Genomic DNA, 19,329 nt, shown 5'->3' with positions numbered 1-19,329 from the left:
CATGCTCTTTTTTTACAATAAACGTGCCCACTGTAAACCGTGAAGAATTCCATCTTCACTCACATCTTTCGTCACATAATTAGCAAGTTTTTTCAAATCTTCATGTCCGTTTCCCATTACAATACCTGTTCCCACCGCTTCGATCATTTCCAAATCATTTAATCCATCTCCAAAAGCATATACTTGTTCACGATTAAATCCTAATTTTTCAATGAACTTTTCAATTCCTTTTGCTTTAGAACCACCGTTTGGAATAATATCCATAGAATATGCATGCCAGCGAATAAAATGAAAATCTGGGTAATCATAAATGAATTTTTCTTCTTCGCCAGCTTGACAGAAAAGAAGTGTTTGATAAATATCACGATTTTCGTAGAAACTTGGTTCATATAATGGATGTTCAAATTGCAGACTTCCGAAACCTTCTTTCACATAATCATGATATTCTACATTCGCTTTCATATCCTTATGATCTAAATAAACGAGCGGGTATCCCTCTTGCTTCGCAAATGTTGTAAATGTATGTAATGCATTAGGGTGTAGTGGATTTTTAAATATAACCTCACCTTCAAATACAACATATTGTCCATTAAAACTCACATAATTATGGATATTAAGCTCATTACGAATATCTTCAAACATGAAAGGCGCACGCCCTGTCGCAATTGCCACATGTACTCCTTTTTCTTGTAACATACGTACAGCTTCTCTTGTAGATTGCGGAATTTTCTTATCATGGTCTAGTAATGTTCCATCAATATCAAAAAAGACGATTTTATCATTCATTCTTAAAATCCTTTCTAACCTATCTCTATTCCTACCTTGACTATTTCTTTTCAAATCCTAAAAAAAAGTATAACATATTAAACATCTGTGAAGAAAGCGTTCACTTCCTAACCTTATTCGTACAATATGCATATACTATCAAAAGAATATTGATATTTGTTTGAATGAATTTTCTTCTCTAATCTATCTCATACTATATTCATAACTGGGGGCATACTGCCTGTGAGAGTAAAAACATAACACAAGATTACATCTGCATGAGCCAATCAAATCTCTAAACATTCGGACGGTAATTCCCTCATTTATCTTCTATGATTTCCTAGTATATAGAGATGAAGAGTTACTACAATTAAATAAAAAGTATGCATGTTTGAAAATAAGGAAAGGAAGGAGTAATCATGCTGAAGAAGCTGAAGAAAAAGCTAAAACGGTATTTAAACAATTTAGTCCAGAAAAAGACTATGGCTTAAATCGTGCCCATTTCGGGCTTTTTCTTCATTCTCATTCGAAAAAACATGAAAATCATTACTATTTGCTTTATAATAGGTAACAGATAATGCAAAACATAGACAAGGAGAGGTTTTTCCAATGATTTTTAAAGTATTCTATCAAGAAAAAATGACTGAGGTTCCAGTACGTGAAAATACAAAAGTTTTATATTTAGAGGCTGAATCACAAAAAGACGTTCGTACAAAATTACAAAAGTTCGCATATAATATTGAGTTTGTCCAATCTGTTACTGGCGCTCATCTTGAATACGAAAAGCAAAATGCTGATTTAACATTAACGGAGATCGTATAATTTATGAAATTCCTAAAAAATGATCAGGCAGCCGTTTTCGCTCTTGGTGGACTCGGTGAAATCGGCAAAAATACATACGCTGTCCAATTTCAAGATGAAATTATTATAATTGATGCTGGAATTAAGTTTCCAGAAGACGAACTTCTCGGAATCGACTATGTGATTCCTGACTACACGTATTTTGTACGAAACGAAGATAAAATTAAGGGTCTATTCATTACTCATGGTCATGAAGATCATATTGGTGGCATCCCTTACCTATTACGTCAAGTGAACATCCCAATTTACGGCGGTAAATTAGCAATTGCTTTAATTAAAAACAAATTAGAAGAGCACGGATTACTTCGAAAAGCAAAACTATACGAAATCCAAGAAGATGATGTCATCAAATTTAAAAAGACATCTGTATCGTTCTTCCGCACAACACACAGTATTCCAGATTCATACGGTGTTGTGGTGAAAACACCGCAAGGACAAATTGTTCATACAGGAGACTTTAAATTTGATTTCACACCAGTGGGTGAACCAGCAGACTTAACAAAAATGGCTGAAATCGGTAAGGACGGCGTGCTTTGCCTCTTATCTGATAGTACGAATAGTGAAGTGCCTAATTTTACAATGTCTGAACGCCGTGTTGGCGATAGTATTCAGGATATTTTCCGCAAAGTGGAAGGTCGTATTATATTTGCAACCTTCGCTTCAAATATTCATCGCCTGCAGCAAGTTGTTGAAGCTGCTGTTGAAAATAATCGTAAAGTGGCTGTATTTGGCCGAAGTATGGAAGCTGCTATTGAGATTGGTCACAATCTTGGTTATATTCGCTGTCCAAAAGATACATTTATTGAATCGTCTCAGATCAATCGACTACCAGCTAACAAAGTTGTTATTTTATGTACAGGTAGTCAAGGAGAACCAATGGCGGCACTTTCCCGTATCGCGAATGGAACACACCGTCAAATTCAAATTATTCCTGGCGATACAGTTGTTTTCTCTTCTTCACCAATTCCAGGGAATACAGTTAGCGTAAGCCGTACGATTAATATGTTATACCGTGCTGGTGCTGATGTGATTCATGGAAAACTTTCAAACATCCATACAAGTGGACATGGTGGACAAGAAGAACAAAAGCTAATGCTACGTCTTATTAAACCTAAATATTTCATGCCAATTCATGGTGAATTCCGCATGCAACGTATGCATATGAAATTGGCAAACGATTGTGGTATTCCAGAAGAAAATTGCTTCATTATGGACAATGGTGATGTTCTTGCTTTACGTTCAGATGAAGCGAACGTTGCTGGGAAAATCCCATCCGGTTCTGTTTATATTGATGGAAACGGTATTGGTGATATTGGTAACATTGTACTTCGCGACCGTCGTATTCTTTCTGAAGAAGGACTTGTTATCGTAGTCGTTAGCATTGATATGAAAGAATTTAAAGTAGCAGCAGGACCTGATATTATCTCTCGAGGATTCGTTTATATGCGTGAGAGTAGCGATTTAATCAATGATGCCCAAACTTTAATTACAACACATCTCGAAAAAGTAATGGAGCGAAAAACGACACAATGGTCTGAAATTAAAAATGAGATTACAGATACATTGGCACCATTCTTATACGAAAAAACAAAACGTCGTCCAATGATTTTACCAATCATTATGGAAATATAAAAAAGGACAATGCCTCCTGGGCATTGTCCTTTTTCATTTCATTCTATCGTAAATAATGTTTAAAACGATTCACATCATCATCATGACCAATTACAATTAAAATATCCCCGGCCTGGATATTTTCTGTAGCTCGAGGAGAAACAATAACTTCCTTCCCTCGCTTAATTGCAACAATGTTTAATCCAAATTCCGCACGAATATCTAGTTCAATTAAAGAGTGCCCATCAATCTTTTTATTAGCAATAATCTCTACAATACTATGCTCATCTGAAAGCTCTAAGTAATCTAATACGTTACTTGAAGCGATATTATTTGCAATTCGTTTTCCCATATCTCTCTCTGGGTGAACAATATGGTCAGCTCCAATTTTACTTAACACTTTTTCATGATAATCATTTTGCGCCTTAACCGTAATATTTTTCACGCCTAATTCCTTTAAAATAAGTGTCGTTAAAATACTTGCATTTAGATTATCACCAATTGCAACAACAACATGATCAAAATTACGAATACCGAGACTTTTTAACACCATTTCATCTGTTGAATCAGCAATCACTGCATGTGAAGCAATATTTGCAAATTCATTTATTTTATCTTCATCAAGGTCAATAGCCATTACTTCCATACCTAATTGAGCCAATTCACGACAAATACTGCCTCCAAAACGTCCAAGTCCAATGACAGCAAATTCTTTTTCTTTCTCACTCACATGAATTCCTCCAATAACATCAAGTCCTGTCCATATTTATTGTAGCATACTTTATATTCACTACAAAGAATAGCAATTAACCTATAATTATTTTTGTTTTTGTATATAGAAATACTGCTGCAAATAAAATGCGATGATACAAATGAGCATACCAAATACAAAAATATTTCCAAATGAACTAAACGTTTGAAACACAAATAATAATGTTTCTTGACCAAAAAAAGCGAATAAGAGTTGTGTAAAAGCAAATAAGAGCGCCCATTTATAATGATGTTGATGAAACAAATAATGTGTTGCTCCTAAAAATGCACAAAATGAAATGATAAAAATCCACCAAGTTTCTAAAAAAACTTTCCATCCTGTGAAGTTATATCCATTTACAACAAGTGCAATGATTCCAATGACCAACATCGTGGGAACACTCCAAAATAACGCTCGACTTCGAAAAAATCGGCGGCCATGAGAATCACCTTTTTCATTTGCACAATATGTTAAAAATACTGTACTTATATACAAGACCGAAAGAATTGTTAATACGATGATTAACCAAAAATGTAATTGATTATATTCATGTTCTATATTCGTAACGATAGCTGCTAACATACTTGGAATCAGCATACCTGTCCACCCGTCAATTTTCCTTTCATTCCAAAACACAGCATTGCCTATTCGAATACCTAAAAGCATAAAAATAATGACGCCAATTACAAATAACGTTGTCTTATTTCCAACTAAGCTTGTTGAAAAAGCAATTAAGCCAATAAATAAAAAAAGAACAAATCCATTCATGATTTCTAATACTGGTGATAAGTAACCTTTCACCCATTTATATGTTTCTTCATAATCGCGTTTATTTGTTAGACGGTATGCATAAAAACTTATTCCGAAATAAACCGCTGCAATTATAACATATGCATATAAAAAGAAACATAAGATTGCACTGCCAATCTGCACTTGATTCCCCACCCTTTTTTCTATATATCACATTGATTTTACACATTTTCCGTATAAAAAGTAAACTAAAACATACAGTTCTATTTCCTATAGTACAATTTTCATTTCTCAACTAACAACCAATAGGCGTATCTCTCATTTCTTCTACTATTTTTAAAGTAACTCTTCCATTAGCAGGGACATTCTTTATCCTTCACTGATGGAAAGCCCTCACGAGTCAAACTTTTGCAGGTAGTTGTCTGCCCCCTATCTATCAAAACCTTAAGGCAAGAGCTTACTGCACGTTAATATGAGATAAAAACCAAAAACCTCCTAATGAAAAAGGAGGTTTTTGCGCATATCAAAAGAAACTTCCATTTCTAAACTACCCCTAACGCGTAAGTAGAAAAATTCAGATTTTATTCCACTTCTTGTTTCGCTTCATCTAACACACGATTTACTCGTTTTGTTAGCATTTTCATCCCACTTCCACCTGCTTGGAAATGACGAAGTACACCATTTTTATCAAACACATAATATGCTGGTACATATTGATTCTCAAATGCATCTGTAACTTTATGTTGATTATCTACTAAAATAGTTTGCGTGATTCCATTCTCTTTTGCGACTGTTTCCACTTGTTCAAGCTCTAAATCTTCCTCTGAACGCGGCATATGAACCGCGACAACGTTTAATTGTTCTTTATATTCATCGCGGAAATTGTTAATATCCGGCATCGCTTCTTTACATAAATGGCAACTAACGGACCAAAAATGAACAAGTGTCGGCTTTTCACCGATTAGTGATTCGCGTACTACGTCTCCATTTAATATTGTTGTCGCCCCCTCTAAAGAGGGCATAGGTTCACGTAATTTCATTTTATCTTCCTCCTTATATGTAGAGAAAGGCCTAACAAAATATTGTTAGACCTGTTTATTTTTATATCATTAAACGTTTAAAGTTTCTTGACCTGGTTTCCAATTTGCTGGGCAAAGTCCACCAGTTTGAAGAGCTTGCAGAACACGAATTACTTCATCAACTTCACGGCCGATGTTGTTATGATGTACAACTTGGTACATTAATTCACCTTCTGGACTAATGATAAATAAACCACGAAGTGCAATACCTTCCTCTTCAAGTAATACACCGTAATCACGAGATACTACATGGTTCGTATCGGCAGCTAGAGGGTATTTTAATTCACCTAAACCGTTTTTCGTGCGGTCAGTGTTAATCCAAGCTAAGTGAGTATGGATTGTATCAGTAGATACACCAATTACTTCCGCATCTAAATCTTCGAACTCATCATAACGATCTGAAAGCGCGATAATTTCTGTTGGACATACGAAAGTGAAATCCATTGGATAGAAGAAAAGTACTGTCCATTTGTCCTGTTTCATAACTTCTTCAAGACTTACTTTACCAAATTCTTTGTTTGGCATAACAGCGTCCATTTCAAAGCGTGGCGCTTGTTTTGCTACCATACGTTCTGCCATATGTATCAACCTCCATAATTTTTTATCATATATGTCCACTCTTGTAGTATATAAGAGGGATGAGTTTTCAGCCATTTTCATTTAAAAATCACTAACAACTCATCCCTCCATCTACCATTATAAAGTATTGTGTTAGAATTTCAAAAAAAAAAACACATTATATATTACAATCCTTTAAATCAAAAAAGAACAGGTTTAAACCCTGTTCCCTTTCCAACTTATATATTGATTTAAAAAAGCAATAGTCTGTTCAATCGCTTCTTCTTTCGGCTGTAATTTTGCGTGATGTAAACCATATTCAGAGTCTACACCGAGCCAGAACATAAACCCTGGAATTTCACGAAGCATATATCCAAAATCTTCTCCCGTCATTGCCTCTGTACATGTAATAACATTCATATCAGTGTGTTCTGATGCAAATTCCATAAACTCTCGTGTCAATGCTTCATGGTTATATACTTGATGATACATTGCTCCGTAATCAATAACAGCTTCACATTGAAACGCAGCTTCAATTCCTGCAACAATTGCTTCAATTCTACTTTTCACTCGTTTCATTGATTCGACAGATAAAGTTCGAATCGTCCCTTCTAAACGAGACTTTTCTGCAATGATATTTTGAACTGTACCTCCTGTGATTTTACCAATTGTAATAACTGCACTATCAAGTGGATTTACATTACGGCTAATTACCGATTGGAGCTGTGTAACAAGGTGACTTGCCGCAACAATCATATCATTTGCAGTATGTGGATATGCTGCATGCCCACCTTTTCCTTTTAAATCAATATATAATTCTGATGTATTGGCAAATAACAATCCTTCTTTTGTTGCGATTGTCCCTACTGGATACTCCGGCGCAATATGAAGCCCGAGAATCATATCCGGTTTCCATTCCTTCAATTCTTCACTTTCTAACATAGGAAGAGCGCCACCTGGTCCTTCTTCAGCTGGTTGGAATAGAAAAACAAGATCATCATCTATCCTTTCATTTACAGCGGCTGTTAGAAGTCCTAAACCAATTGTAGTATGAAAATCATGACCACATGCATGCATCATGCCTTCATGAACAGAAGTAAATTCATATCCTGTTTCCTCTGGAATTAGTAGGCCATCAATATCTGCACGATAGCCAATTGTTTTGTCTGGTTTTTTCCCATTTACTTTAACGATAACACCTGTTTTCCATGTTTTCACTTCAAGATATTCACTAGGAAGGGTCCCGATATAATTTAAAATATATTGTTGCGTTTTCCACTCTTGAAATCCTAATTCTGGAATTTTATGCAAGTCTCTACGGATTTGTACAAATTTACCGACTGTCATGTCTCCACCACCATTTATAAAAAGCGTAAGAGCTTATTTGCCCTTACGCTTTCGTTCTTTATTTTTCTGGGTTTAATTGACGAAGTTCTTGTTTAATTTCTGTTTTCGCTTTTGTTTTCTCATCAATTTCTTTAATAACACGTGCTGGTGTTCCTGCAACTACTGTATATGGTGGTACATCTTCTGTCACAATCGCTCCTGCTGCAACAACTGCACCCTTACCAACTGTTACTCCTTCTAGAACAACTACGTTTGCACCAATTACAACATCGTCTTCAACGATAACTGGTTTTGCAGAAGGCGGCTCGATAACACCTGCAAGCACAGCACCAGCACCAACGTGACAGTTTTTACCTACTGTAGCACGTCCGCCAAGCACTGCATTCATATCAATCATTGAACCTTCACCGATTACTGCACCGATGTTAATCGTTGCATTCATCATAATAACTGCATTATCACCAATTTCAACATGGTCACGGATGATTGCACCTGGCTCAATACGAGCTTTAATGCCTTTTAAATCAAGCATTGGAATTGCAGAATTACGACGGTCGTTTTCGACAACATAATCTACAACATACTTTTTATTTTCTTCAAGAACTGCCTTGATTTCAGACCATTCTCCAAATAAAACACCAGCTTTTTTATTTACAAATGCTTGTACTGTTTCAGGGAATGTTACTTCTTTTAAATCCCCTTTTATGTATACCTTTACAGGAGTTTTCTTCTCGCTTTTTTGAATAAACGAAATAATTTCGTTTGCATCCATCATTTTCATGCTTGTTGCCTCCTAAATCCATTTATAATGTTACTCTACCAAACGAAAGAGCTACTAGCAAGACAATAATCTTATTTTTCCATTTGAATTTCTTCTATAATATCTAAAAACGCTTGTACTTGTTTCAATTGCCTTGCAGAATCACTTGTCAACAACCACGTTTCTCGAGTCAATTGAACAGGTGTTTTATACGTCTTTTCTCTTACTTCTTTTAAAACAGTAGAAGGCAGCAGTGCATAACCAATCCCATTTAAAACGAGTTGCTTACATGTTTCAATTTGATCAACTACAATCGTTCGTTTAGGTGGATTAGAAAATAAACCATACCACCAATTCTGAATTTGTCCATAGTATGTCGAATCACTTTTAAATTGTATAAACGGTCTGTTTGTATCTTTCAGCATAGAAATATCTTTAATTTCCGTGTCAACTAAATACAACTCATCCTCAAACAATTGCTCTTTATGCCCTTTATATTCTTGTTTTCCTCTCAATATAGCGACATGCACATCCCCTTCATAAAAGTGCTTTTGCACCTCACTACTCCACCCTGTAAAAAGAGAAACTTTAACAAACGGATATTTTTGTACAAACCTCTTTAAAACAGGTGGTAACCAATATTGTCCAATCACAGATGCCACAGCTATCTTTAATGTCCCGTATGTTTCTGTACGATAGATTGCTAATTCACTTTTTATTGCCTCTTCTCTTCGCAACATATCTTTCGCATAATTGGCCACTTTTTCCCCTTCTGGTGTAATCGTTAATCCTTTTTGAGAACGAATAAAAAATTTCATTCCCCACTGTTTTTCCATTGATTGTAATCGTTGACTGAGTGCAGGCTGTGAAACGAATAAGCGCTCCGCAGCTTTTCTCATATTGGATTCCTGCGCTAAAACAACCATCATTTGAAAATCATCAATTTGCAACTTTCTCCCTCTTTCCTCATCTTACATATAACCTTCTAACCTTAATATATACGTTGCACTATTCTCTAACATGCATTATTTCATTTTTGTTTTCAAGAAAATCGGATGAATCGACATTTTACCTAACCTTTTATACTTGTTTACTCCAGTTACTATATAAAGCGAAAATTTAATCAGCGGAGGTGGTCTTCATCTCCCGCTAATTATTAGCGTCCACCTCTCTCGCTTCTCTCTTAAAGCTGGTGGTCTTACTAAACACGAATAACCGGATAAAATAAAAAGAGACGCATGGTAAAAAAGCGACTTCTTTTTTATTCGAAGTCGCTTACCCTTCTTTATCGATTATGTTGTCTTACTTTTTTATTCAGCAATTTCAAAATAGCACGCCTTGTCAAAATCCCCTCAAAGTACCCATCATTATTTACAGCACAAATAAATGGATGATCAATTGTCATTTCTAGCGCTTTAGCAAATGAATCCTCAAGTCCAAGATGCGGAATGTCTTTTTTCATTACATTCTCCACTTTCATATCTTCAAGCTTTTCAAATTCAATACGTTCTAATCCTAAAATACCATCCAAAATCATCGCAGTACTTATTAATCCATGCAATTTATACATAGGATCTAAAACAGGAATCGCAGAATATCCAGACTTTACAAGAACAAGTAAAGCATGTTCTAGGCTATTTCCGATTTGAACATGCGCGACTTTTTCTGATGAAATCATTAAATCCTTAACAAGAACTTGTTGAAACTCATCTTTTGGAATACTAATCATATTATATCCCCCACTTTTTCTCCCTTTTTCCTGTTAGCATGATCTCCAATCGACAATCCATAAGGCTTACTGTTTAGAGTTAATCATATCCCCGCTTAAAAGTTTCACTTTATTTCCCATTTCTATTCATATCTTATGATAGCGTTTTCATATTATTATTTTGTCCTTATTTTATTCCAACAAAAATAATGATACACAGTTCATTCTACCATAGAACACAAAAAAAAGACTACCTTTCTGGTAGCACTTAGTATCCTTCATTTTTTAATCGATTAAATAACCTTGTAATTCTTCTATATTGGGAAATATCAGCTTTTTTTAAGCCACTTTCAATATCTGTAAGCTCAACAGCTAGAATTTCACTAGCATAATTTTGGCGAAATAAAATATCTAACAGCAAGCTTTTTTCTTCTTTTGTTAAAGTAATTTCCTTCTGCATATACCCCTCTCCTTATGTTTATGCTTTTCCTTATTATTTATTATATAAAATATTCGCTTAATTTAATAGATGAAAGATTCAGTTTTTTATTTTGTATAGCGATTTGCATAACTAAAAGCTGCATAAGCATCGGGTTTAATTTTTGCAGTTAGTCCCATTGCTTTAACCTTTGCTGTCATATCTGAAATAAACTCTTTTGTTAATCCATCATTTCCAATATCTAAATGAATTTCCATTACAAATCCGGCTCCTTCATGAGCATATGGATGTAAAATCTCCCATATACGCCTTATATGTTCCGGTGTAAACAAACAGGCAACTTCTTGACTAAATTGTGTTTCTAAATATATTTTTTCACGTAAGGTCGGTGGCTTGTTATGTACTGCTTTATATTTCAAACATCCCCATGCTCCTTTCCCAACACGATGAATGTGCACTGCTGTAATAAAACGAGTATCTTTTTGATGCGCTTGTGAATCTGTCCCAATAGATAAGCGATATAAATTTCGGGGATCTCTTTCAATAAAAGTGCAAATGCGTGAGAAAACTGTTTCAAAATCCATATGCCTTTCTGATACATTATAAAATCGATACTCACCGTCCATATAGTCACGTCCCTTCAATTAGACAGACTTTTTGCATTCTCATTGTATGGGACAAAAGAACAAAATATGACTTTATTATCCTTTACTCGTTTCTATATTTCGGATGGAATACTTACATGCTGGACAAATATAAATTACATTTTGATTAGACTGAGCTGTTAATACTTGATCCATTTCAAATGACATATGACATTTTGGACAAACAACAATTGGTAATCGCTCCACATTCCACATTCCTTTCTAACTTTTAATATCAGTGTAGGAAGATCCAAAAAATCTTATACATATAAAGTGAAACTTTAATCACCCCTCACCAATCAGGCTTTTTCATATGGTTATCTCCCCTATTTCTTCTTCAATTCCTTATCCCTCTTACTATTAGTTATTATAATAACCAAAAAAGGTACCGCTTCTCGCGGTACCTTTTTTTGTATGTATCAAGAAATAATATCGTAAATCTCAATTGCAACCATGTCAATGTTATCGAATTGATATACTTGTGGCTTTTCGCCTTGTTGATACACTTCTAACTCATACATTTCACTTTTATCAAAAAATTTCACGCTACATTTACGTTCACCGTTCACTTCAAAATAGCGTTGTGCTACTTCACCGCTTTCAGCTTGTTCTTGTAGACTAACAAGTCGAGTTAAAATTCCTTGGAGTAGAGACATGAAATCTCCCCTTTCTCTAATCTTCCTACCAATAGGTTTTACAGCTATACTCATTCTATCCGTCATAACAGAAAAAATGTTCCACACTCTAGGATAAAGCTTCTTGGCAAGAAACTCAACTAAAATTTGTCGAAAAAAGAAGTAAAAAGCAGAAAGAAAATCTTTCTCTTCCTTTATTGCGGTTTTTATAGCTGCGGAATATAATAAAAAGCAGAAAAAGAGGAGGTTTTAAAATGAAAAAAATAGAGGTTTATACACAACCAGATTGTCCACCCTGCACCATTGTAAAAGAATTTTTAAAGCATAATAACGTAACATATGAAGAATTTGATGTCAAAAAGGATGCTTCTGCTCGCAACCGTCTTTTATATGACTATAACTCATACTCAACTCCAACCGTTGTCATTGATGGAGAAGTTGTCTCTGGTTTTCAAATTGAAAAATTACAACAATTACTAAATCTAGAACAGGAATAGGCACTCTTTACCTATTCCTGTTCTTTCAACTCCTGTAATTTTTGCATTTCTGTCAAAAGTTGCTGACTCTCATGATAACCAGCTAATTTCCATTTCCCTTCTTCCTTTTGCAATGTAATAATTTGATATTGTTCATTTTTCATCCGTTCATATACATATAAAAGTCTATGTTCTTCATCATATGTTAATTTCGTTTGAGAAGTAAAAGAAAAAGGAGATTCGTTTGTAGGAAGTAAATATTCACCACTTCGTTTATCACCATTACTATTTTCATCGGTAAAAACTTGAAGGAAGTTATCTGTAAAATAAGGTGACAACGCATCATACATTTTATCCATCGATAAATGCTTTCCACGAATTGAAAATTGTGCCTCATATCCCTTTTGAATCGTTGTGAATACCTCTTTTCGATCCACTTTTATTTCTTCTTTACCAAGAACTGTTGTAACACTATACCCAACTAGAAAGGCAACACATAGAAATAGAACAAACCAAATTCCATACTTTCTCATTCTTTCACCTTCCTTTAACAGAGCTTGTCTTTGTAGTATTCATTGTAACAATGATTATGCAAAGAAAGGGATGGTTTCGTTCGTAAAATCTTTACAATGATAGACAGCATTTTTGCCATCTTTTTCACTATTACCAATTTATGATAAAAACAAACAAAAAAATGCACGAATTGCTTCGTGCATTAAAATAAAACATCTTCTTCATATAAAAATTCATAGGACAAATCAATAAATAAAAAATGCTCATCATCAATTGGAAAGGAAAATGTTCGTACCATCTCTCCTGTTTCTATATCTGCATATAAGTCAGAGAGTCTTGCTTTATTTTCAAATCTCATTTTCATTATATTTTCTAAAAAATATGGGCGCCAGCTCCAATTTTTCATATAATACTCTGGCATAACAATCCATTTACCATCTTTTTTCATAATGTTTCCTGATTGCTGAAAACCGTCTTCATTACAAATAAAGATTCGAAAACTATAATGTGATACATGTTGACTAAAATGTAACAACCAATCATTAACGTCTTCATTCTTTTTCTGTTTAGATAAAACATTCCCAATTTGATCACGCAATGTTTCTGTCAATTGATAAATTTTTTGTAGTTTTTTCTTTTCATGCTGGATAAATTGATGACACTCATTACCAAGACGTTCCTTTAAAATATCCGCTTCAATAAAGTCTGGCAAACACTCTTTCAAATAATTCCCTTGATAATATCTGCCGCCATTTTTCCAAGCGTATTGCAACTGATAAAAAGCATCAATTTCTTCATATAATAATGTCGCACCTATTCTTCTTGCTAATAACGACAAAGAATATAAAATATCTTGATAAGATTGTAAAAGTGCTGTTTGTCTTAAATTCGTTAAATCCACCTTTAAAATGTCAGGCGCTAATACACTAATCCGTTCCAGATTACTCGTACCCGTTCCTACTTTGTTAATTGAAATTTGAATACCATATGTACGGTAATACATAAGTAAATGATTAAATTGTTCTATATCTTCCTTACACTCATGCTCCGTTATTTCTAGAACGATATGCTTTAAATTCAATCCTTTTTTTTCATACATTAACAATAAATGAAGTAAACTTTCATCTTCATCGTTCATTAATATGTTTGCATTACGATGTATAAACAATAAAAAATTTTGATTTGTTTCCAAGTAACGTTCTAATGCTTTTTCTACTATGACATTATCTGCCTCTAGTTGGAATTCACCTGGAATGGAATCATCATGAAAAAAAGAAGAAAGACTTTGTATCCCTTCTTCCGTTTGGATACGCCCTACTACTTCATATCCAATTACTGTATGCTGATCAGCACTAAAAATAGCTTGATAATAAGGAAGGACTTTATCCAAATTACTCATCACATCTAATGCATCTACCAAAATGTTTCCCTCCCTTTACTTTTCAAAAATTATAACATGATATGTATAGAAAAATAATAAAAAATCCCTTCAGTTTTCCTGAAGGGATTAGAGGGGTAAAATGCTAAGGGGAATTAGCAATTCTACTATGAAGAAAAAAGAGGTCTTAAATATAACTTATATTAAACCTATTGTAAACACTTTTCTTTCATATGTCACAAATTCGTCACATTCCACCTCACATGAATGGGTATTAATCCTCCATGTTTCACTTTATATAACCCCTCTTAAAACGGATATTGATGCAAATGCTGCCCACCATCCATTGTCATACACGTTCCATTTATGTATGCAGCTTCATCAGAACATAAATAAAAAGCTAAGCCGGCAATTTCTTCTGGCGTACCAAGTCGACCAAGTGGAACGCTTTGCAGTGTCCGTTTGGCTGCCTCTTCTGAAATCCATAATTTATCTGCACCGCCTGTTCGTTCGATTGGTCCAGGGGCAATTGCATTAACACGAATGCCATATTTACGTCCCCACTCAACAGCAAGTGTTTTCGTCATTGCTAATACACCCGCTTTCGCAGCTGCAGAATGAATGACACCAGGTCCTGCATCCCATGCATACGTCGCTACCATATTAATGATATTTCCTTTTATCCCTTTCTCAATCCAATACTTTCCTACTGCTTGGCTGCAATAAAACGTTCCATTTAATACAATATTAATAACTGCATTCCAACCATTAACAGATAAATCTTCTGCAGGACAAACGAAATTCCCTGCTGCATTATTAACTAAAATATCAATACGTCCAAATTTTTCATCAATATATTCAATCATACGACTTATATCCTCAATGTTTCGAACATCCATTTGTACTGTCAATATTTGCCCTGAAAATTGCTCAATCTCTTTTTTTGTTTCTTCAAGTTTTTCTTGCGTACGTCCCGTAATAACAACGCGTGCTCCTTCCTTCGCAAAACGAGTTGCCATGCCTTTTCCCATTCCACTTGAACCACCTGTTATAATCACTACTTTTTCTTTCAAATATATCCCCTCCCAAAAATGAATGTACATTCATTTTACCACTTTATTTAATAGAAATCTTTATATTTTTAAACTTTTCTGATATCTTTATATACAATCCCTCTTTTTCACAATAACCATACTCTTAACTCTAGACTATTCTACTAAATTGTTTTTTCACTAGATGACAAGGTTAATCGACTCAATTATACTTCTTTAAGAAGAATTAAAAAGAAAGGAGAGCTGTTGTGGCCTACACCACATTCATATAATACTTTTCCTACTTTTTTTCATTATATAGGCCCGTTCATATTCCTATGAAACAAATAACAAGAAGAAATTTTATAAAAAACGGAATACGATCTTGTTTCTATACCTGTATTACGGCTAGTATCGGTTATTACTATGCAAAGTATATTGAACCGTACTGTCTTTCTTTGAATCATCATACACTGAGCTCTCCATTCATTCCACCAAACTTTCATGGTATGAAAATTGTTCAATTTAGTGATTTACATTTAGGATACTATTTTTCTCTCCAACACCTTTCTACAATCGTTTCAAAAATAAATAAGACTGCACCCGATATTGTTCTGTTTACTGGTGATTTAATCGATGACTACCAAACATATAGTGAAATCCCTTTTGTTTCTTCAATTTTACGAAACATCCGTGCACCCTTTGGTAAATTTGCAATCTACGGAAATCACGATCATGGTGGGTATGGAACCGAATACTATAGTCAAATTATGAGTAATGCAGGTTTTGAAGTATTACAAAATACCGAAAAACGTATTCGCTTATTAGATAATAGCGAGATTTCTATTTTTGGAATCGATGACATGCTTCTTGGTAAACCAGAAATCGATGTAACATTACAACATGTGCAGAAAGAACTATATACTATTGTACTCGTACATGAACCTGATATAGCACCTAAAATCGCTAACTTCCCAGTGAATCTCCAGCTTTCTGGACATAGCCATGGTGGACAAGTGCAACTTCCCTTTTTAGGCGCAATCGTTACCCCAGCATTAGCAAAACATTACATCGAAGGCTTTTATCATATCCAGGAATTACTTCTTTATGTAAATCGCGGACTTGGAAGGACACGTGTTCCATTTCGTTTTTTGTCCAGCCCTGAAATTACAGTATTTACTCTCCAGCACTTGTAACCTATAATTGCCTATTTTCTTATATATCCTTTCTTGTACTCGCTCATCCACGCTTTTTCACCATATGATAACAATGAGTCCAATAAAGGAGGTTTTTTTATGTACCCATATCCTCAGCCCTATCTAGTTCGTTCAGGACCTATTGGCCCAGTAAGTGACTCACGCTTCTTACCATTCTTCGGCGTTCCATTCTTAGCAGGACTTGCTGGTGGCTTAATCGGCGGAGCATTAGCATTTGGTCCTAGACCACCTTACTATCCTCCATACCCACCGCCATATCCGACAACGCCGTTTCCTTGTTACGGAGGTCCGTGCCAGCCGTATTATTATTAATATAAACAAAAACTATGAGAAAAAAACCTCTTCATTTGTAAGAGGCTTTTTTCGTCGTATTCTCATAATCTTGAATTCAGGAGTTTACTTGTTCACAAATTATTAAACTTACTATTTAATATATAAATCCATTTTAATTTGTTGGCACATCAGTCACTGCTAGGAAACTTCTACTCATTTTCTCTCTTTGTTTTCACTTGGTATGGGGCTGAAAAAAGATCTGACCGCTTCTATGTATGGACGGATCCTCTCTCCCACCTAAAAAAGATGACTTTATATCATTTTTGAATTTACACATTACTCCGCATCTGTATTTTGATAAGCCATCTTAAATAACTTCACTTGGCTATCAATTTCTTGTGAACCATTAATTATTACATAATAGTATTCACCATCTTTATTTTGTTCACGTGTTTTTACATTATCCGCTAAAATAAGCTGCAAAATTGCTTTGATTCGTGCTTTCATTTCAAATCCTAAAATTGGAAATGAAATTTCCACCCGTTTTTCCATGTTCCTTGTCATCCAATCAGCTGAAGATAAGTACACTTTTTCATCCCCATTGTGATGAAAATAATAAATACGGCTATGTTCTAAATAACGTCCAACAAGGCTAATTACACGAATATTTTCACTGACATTTTGAATACCAGGTCGCAAGCAGCACGTTCCTCTAACAATAAGCTCTATTTTTACTCCAGCTTGTGATGCTTCATATAATTTTTGAATTAACGGTTTATCTGTCAATGAGTTCATCTTTGCCACAATATGTCCATTTCCATATTGTTTATGATAACGGACTTCTTCATCGATCAATTCCATAAATTGATGACGTATATCAAATGGTGCTACTGACAAGTGATGAAAATGTGGCTTTGTTGTATAACCACTCAAGTAATTAAAGAAATTTGTCGCATCTACCCCGAAATCTTTTCGAGATGTAATATAGCCAAAATCTGTATATAATTTTGCTGTCGCATCATTATAATTTCCTGTCCCTAAATGTACAAATCTTTCGATTTTTCCGTGTTTTCTTCTTACAACCAGGGTAATTTTACTATGTGTTTTCAAATGACTTACACCATAAATAACGTGGCAACCAGCTTGTTCGAGTTCCTTTGCCCAATGGACGTTATTTTCTTCATCAAAACGTGCTTTTAATTCAACAAGTACTGTTACTTGTTTCCCCTTCTCAGCTGCAGTCTTTAACGCCTGAATAATCGGCGAATCACCGCTTACACGGTATAACGTCTGTTTTATTGCTAGTACATTCGGATTATCTGCCGCATCACGCACAAAATCAATGACTGGTTGAAAAGATTCAAACGGATGATGTAGTAAAATATCATGCTCTATCGCTTTTTCAAATACGTCTTCTTCATCATCTAAATCTTGAGGTGGCTGCGGTATAAGAGCTGGATAAACAAGATGCTCATATAAAGGTGCTAATTTTTTATATAAGGAGAATAAGCATGTTAGGTCTAATGGTCCATCCATCATATATACATCTTCATCTTTCACTTCTAACACTTCATATAATAGAGCTAAAACTCTTTCATCAACATGCTCTTTGCCAATTTCTAAACGAACAGCCGCTCCCCATTTACGTTTCTTTAGCTCTTTTTCAATCACTTTTAATAAATCTCGCGCACCCTCTTCATGAATTGTTAAATCCGCATTACGTGTAATACGAAAACGCGTAACAGAGGATACTTTATATCCTGTAAATAATTTATGAGTAAAGCTACTAATTACGTCTTCTAATAAAATAAATTTATGTTTTTGGTCTTCACTCGGTAAAAAAATAAAACGTTCGAGCAATGATGGCACTTGAACGATTCCAAGCTTTGTTCGATTCTCTTCCTCTGTTTGTTTTCCATCATACAAAATAGTAGCCAAGTTTAAACTTTTATTTAACAACATAGGAAACGGGCGATATGCATCTATTGCCACGGGGGTTAACACAGGGAAAATTTGTTCATCAAAATACTCTTCAATAAATTCACGTTGTTCTTTCGTTAAATCTTGAAACGTTAACGGCTCGATACCTTCCATTTCAAGTGCTGGCAATACAGTATTTTTAAATGTGTTATACTGAATTGTCATCAATTCATGAGCTTTCGTAGCAATTTTATTTATTTGCTGTTTCGGTGTTAAGCCAGCTTTATTTTCTGGTTGATTAAAGCCCGCTTTTACTTGATCTTTTAATCCTGCAACACGTACCATAAAAAATTCATCCAAATTCGAACTAAAAATACTAATAAATTTTAACCTTTCCAAAAGTGGATTACTTTCATCTTGCGCCTCTTGCAACACACGTTCATTAAAAGCAAGCCAACTTAATTCGCGGTTATTATAGTAAGCTGTATCATTGAAACTTACAGGATTCTCCTTCACCAATTCCATTTCTCTCACACTTTCCTTTGAAACTTTTTCAATATAATTTAGTTACATTTATTGTATCAAATTCCAAATTATTTGAGTGTAAACTTTT

At 34.6% G+C, this 19,329-nt stretch carries 22 protein-coding genes; 5 read left to right on the top strand and 17 right to left on the bottom strand.

Annotation, left to right across the window (positions count from 1 at the left end; genetic code table 11):
* Positions 1-12 precede the first annotated feature (12 nt).
* The gene (locus LOK41_RS06530; protein WP_241815768.1) at positions 13-786 is read right to left on the bottom strand and encodes a Cof-type HAD-IIB family hydrolase; all 774 of its coding nucleotides are present in this window, start codon (positions 784-786) and stop codon (positions 13-15) included.
* Between the two features lie 588 nt (positions 787-1,374).
* Between LOK41_RS06530 and LOK41_RS06525 the strand changes: the two genes are divergently transcribed.
* Both LOK41_RS06525 and rnjA read left to right on the top strand, forming a co-directional pair.
* On the top strand, positions 1,375-1,587 hold the full coding sequence (locus tag LOK41_RS06525) for a DNA-dependent RNA polymerase subunit epsilon (RefSeq protein WP_098336064.1): 213 nt from the start codon (positions 1,375-1,377) through the stop codon (positions 1,585-1,587).
* A gap of 3 nt (positions 1,588-1,590) precedes the next feature.
* A complete protein-coding gene (gene rnjA / locus LOK41_RS06520) occupies positions 1,591-3,258 on the top strand; it encodes a ribonuclease J1 (RefSeq protein WP_174099243.1) in 1,668 nt (555 codons plus the stop codon).
* A gap of 43 nt (positions 3,259-3,301) precedes the next feature.
* Here rnjA and LOK41_RS06515 read toward each other — a convergent pair whose 3' ends face one another.
* From LOK41_RS06515 to LOK41_RS06460, 12 genes are all read right to left on the bottom strand, one after another.
* Complete coding sequence (locus tag LOK41_RS06515) at positions 3,302-3,967, bottom strand: potassium channel family protein (RefSeq protein WP_241815767.1); 666 nt, start codon at positions 3,965-3,967, stop codon at positions 3,302-3,304.
* 87 nt (positions 3,968-4,054) lie between these two features.
* A complete protein-coding gene (locus LOK41_RS06510) occupies positions 4,055-4,921 on the bottom strand; it encodes a cytochrome C oxidase assembly protein (protein ID WP_174099241.1) in 867 nt (288 codons plus the stop codon).
* 398 nt (positions 4,922-5,319) lie between these two features.
* The gene (locus LOK41_RS06505; RefSeq protein WP_241815766.1) at positions 5,320-5,778 is read right to left on the bottom strand and encodes a TlpA disulfide reductase family protein; all 459 of its coding nucleotides are present in this window, start codon (positions 5,776-5,778) and stop codon (positions 5,320-5,322) included.
* A gap of 69 nt (positions 5,779-5,847) precedes the next feature.
* The gene (locus LOK41_RS06500; RefSeq protein WP_241815765.1) at positions 5,848-6,396 is read right to left on the bottom strand and encodes a peroxiredoxin; all 549 of its coding nucleotides are present in this window, start codon (positions 6,394-6,396) and stop codon (positions 5,848-5,850) included.
* Between the two features lie 195 nt (positions 6,397-6,591).
* Positions 6,592-7,722 (bottom strand): N-acetyldiaminopimelate deacetylase, encoded by a 1,131-nt coding sequence (locus LOK41_RS06495; RefSeq protein WP_241815764.1) that lies wholly within the window; start codon positions 7,720-7,722, stop codon positions 6,592-6,594.
* Positions 7,723-7,780: 58 nt separating this feature from the next.
* Positions 7,781-8,503 carry a 2,3,4,5-tetrahydropyridine-2,6-dicarboxylate N-acetyltransferase gene (gene dapD / locus LOK41_RS06490; RefSeq protein ID WP_174099237.1) on the bottom strand — a complete coding sequence of 241 codons (723 nt, stop codon included), beginning with the start codon at positions 8,501-8,503 and terminating at the stop codon, positions 7,781-7,783.
* 71 nt (positions 8,504-8,574) lie between these two features.
* The gene (locus LOK41_RS06485) at positions 8,575-9,432 is read right to left on the bottom strand and encodes a LysR family transcriptional regulator (RefSeq protein WP_174099236.1); all 858 of its coding nucleotides are present in this window, start codon (positions 9,430-9,432) and stop codon (positions 8,575-8,577) included.
* Positions 9,433-9,767: 335 nt separating this feature from the next.
* Positions 9,768-10,211: a cyclic-di-AMP-binding protein CbpB gene (gene cbpB / locus LOK41_RS06480; RefSeq protein ID WP_174099235.1), complete on the bottom strand. Its 444-nt coding sequence runs from the start codon at positions 10,209-10,211 to the stop codon at positions 9,768-9,770.
* Positions 10,212-10,458: 247 nt separating this feature from the next.
* Entirely contained in the window at positions 10,459-10,650 is a 192-nt protein-coding gene (gene abbA / locus LOK41_RS06475) for an antirepressor AbbA (protein WP_241815763.1), read from the bottom strand.
* A gap of 86 nt (positions 10,651-10,736) precedes the next feature.
* Positions 10,737-11,255 (bottom strand): ribonuclease H-like YkuK family protein, encoded by a 519-nt coding sequence (locus tag LOK41_RS06470; protein WP_241815762.1) that lies wholly within the window; start codon positions 11,253-11,255, stop codon positions 10,737-10,739.
* Between the two features lie 75 nt (positions 11,256-11,330).
* Positions 11,331-11,480 carry a hypothetical protein gene (locus LOK41_RS06465; RefSeq protein ID WP_174099232.1) on the bottom strand — a complete coding sequence of 50 codons (150 nt, stop codon included), beginning with the start codon at positions 11,478-11,480 and terminating at the stop codon, positions 11,331-11,333.
* 212 nt (positions 11,481-11,692) lie between these two features.
* Positions 11,693-11,929: a YkuJ family protein gene (locus tag LOK41_RS06460; RefSeq protein WP_000055151.1), complete on the bottom strand. Its 237-nt coding sequence runs from the start codon at positions 11,927-11,929 to the stop codon at positions 11,693-11,695.
* A 233-nt stretch (positions 11,930-12,162) separates the two neighbouring features.
* Between LOK41_RS06460 and LOK41_RS06455 the strand changes: the two genes are divergently transcribed.
* Entirely contained in the window at positions 12,163-12,405 is a 243-nt protein-coding gene (locus LOK41_RS06455; RefSeq protein WP_017151106.1) for a glutaredoxin family protein, read from the top strand.
* 11 nt (positions 12,406-12,416) lie between these two features.
* Here the strand turns inward: LOK41_RS06455 and LOK41_RS06450 are convergent, their stop codons facing one another.
* The 3 genes from LOK41_RS06450 to fadH form a co-directional block, all read right to left on the bottom strand.
* Positions 12,417-12,917, bottom strand: coding sequence for a DUF3993 domain-containing protein (locus tag LOK41_RS06450; protein WP_241815761.1), 501 nt, complete (start codon positions 12,915-12,917; stop codon positions 12,417-12,419).
* A gap of 182 nt (positions 12,918-13,099) precedes the next feature.
* Entirely contained in the window at positions 13,100-14,317 is a 1,218-nt protein-coding gene (locus tag LOK41_RS06445; protein WP_241815760.1) for an EAL domain-containing protein, read from the bottom strand.
* Positions 14,318-14,583: 266 nt separating this feature from the next.
* Positions 14,584-15,348, bottom strand: a complete 765-nt coding sequence (gene fadH / locus LOK41_RS06440) for a 2,4-dienoyl-CoA reductase (protein WP_174099229.1) — start codon at positions 15,346-15,348, stop codon at positions 14,584-14,586.
* 296 nt (positions 15,349-15,644) lie between these two features.
* On the opposite strand from fadH, the gene LOK41_RS06435 reads away from it, so the two are divergent.
* Together LOK41_RS06435 and LOK41_RS06430 are read left to right on the top strand one after the other, a co-directional pair.
* The gene (locus LOK41_RS06435) at positions 15,645-16,502 is read left to right on the top strand and encodes a metallophosphoesterase (RefSeq protein ID WP_241815759.1); all 858 of its coding nucleotides are present in this window, start codon (positions 15,645-15,647) and stop codon (positions 16,500-16,502) included.
* Between the two features lie 99 nt (positions 16,503-16,601).
* Positions 16,602-16,835 carry a hypothetical protein gene (locus tag LOK41_RS06430; RefSeq protein ID WP_241815758.1) on the top strand — a complete coding sequence of 78 codons (234 nt, stop codon included), beginning with the start codon at positions 16,602-16,604 and terminating at the stop codon, positions 16,833-16,835.
* A gap of 297 nt (positions 16,836-17,132) precedes the next feature.
* Here LOK41_RS06430 and LOK41_RS06425 read toward each other — a convergent pair whose 3' ends face one another.
* Positions 17,133-19,241 (bottom strand): RNA degradosome polyphosphate kinase, encoded by a 2,109-nt coding sequence (locus tag LOK41_RS06425; RefSeq protein ID WP_241815757.1) that lies wholly within the window; start codon positions 19,239-19,241, stop codon positions 17,133-17,135.
* Positions 19,242-19,329: the final 88 nt, after the last annotated feature.

This window comes from Bacillus sp. TL12 (assembly GCF_022625245.1).
In the GTDB taxonomy this organism is placed as follows: Bacteria; Bacillota; Bacilli; order Bacillales; family Bacillaceae_G; genus Bacillus_A.
Note: the sequence above shows the minus strand (reverse complement) of the source record. Positions and strands in the feature narration are given on the sequence as shown.

Coding starts and splice junctions, on each gene's coding strand:
- LOK41_RS06530 (WP_241815768.1), bottom strand. CDS start 786: ATGAATGATAAAATCGTCTTTTTTGATATTGATGGAACATTACTAGAC.
- LOK41_RS06525 (WP_098336064.1), top strand. CDS start 1,375: ATGATTTTTAAAGTATTCTATCAAGAAAAAATGACTGAGGTTCCAGTA.
- rnjA (WP_174099243.1), top strand. CDS start 1,591: ATGAAATTCCTAAAAAATGATCAGGCAGCCGTTTTCGCTCTTGGTGGA.
- LOK41_RS06505 (WP_241815766.1), bottom strand. CDS start 5,778: ATGAAATTACGTGAACCTATGCCCTCTTTAGAGGGGGCGACAACAATA.
- LOK41_RS06500 (WP_241815765.1), bottom strand. CDS start 6,396: ATGGCAGAACGTATGGTAGCAAAACAAGCGCCACGCTTTGAAATGGAC.
- LOK41_RS06495 (WP_241815764.1), bottom strand. CDS start 7,722: ATGACAGTCGGTAAATTTGTACAAATCCGTAGAGACTTGCATAAAATT.
- dapD (WP_174099237.1), bottom strand. CDS start 8,503: ATGAAAATGATGGATGCAAACGAAATTATTTCGTTTATTCAAAAAAGC.
- cbpB (WP_174099235.1), bottom strand. CDS start 10,211: ATGATTAGTATTCCAAAAGATGAGTTTCAACAAGTTCTTGTTAAGGAT.
- abbA (WP_241815763.1), bottom strand. CDS start 10,650: ATGCAGAAGGAAATTACTTTAACAAAAGAAGAAAAAAGCTTGCTGTTA.
- LOK41_RS06470 (WP_241815762.1), bottom strand. CDS start 11,255: ATGGACGGTGAGTATCGATTTTATAATGTATCAGAAAGGCATATGGAT.
- LOK41_RS06460 (WP_000055151.1), bottom strand. CDS start 11,929: ATGTCTCTACTCCAAGGAATTTTAACTCGACTTGTTAGTCTACAAGAA.
- LOK41_RS06455 (WP_017151106.1), top strand. CDS start 12,163: ATGAAAAAAATAGAGGTTTATACACAACCAGATTGTCCACCCTGCACC.
- LOK41_RS06450 (WP_241815761.1), bottom strand. CDS start 12,917: ATGAGAAAGTATGGAATTTGGTTTGTTCTATTTCTATGTGTTGCCTTT.
- LOK41_RS06435 (WP_241815759.1), top strand. CDS start 15,645: ATGAAACAAATAACAAGAAGAAATTTTATAAAAAACGGAATACGATCT.
- LOK41_RS06430 (WP_241815758.1), top strand. CDS start 16,602: ATGTACCCATATCCTCAGCCCTATCTAGTTCGTTCAGGACCTATTGGC.
- LOK41_RS06425 (WP_241815757.1), bottom strand. CDS start 19,241: ATGGAATTGGTGAAGGAGAATCCTGTAAGTTTCAATGATACAGCTTAC.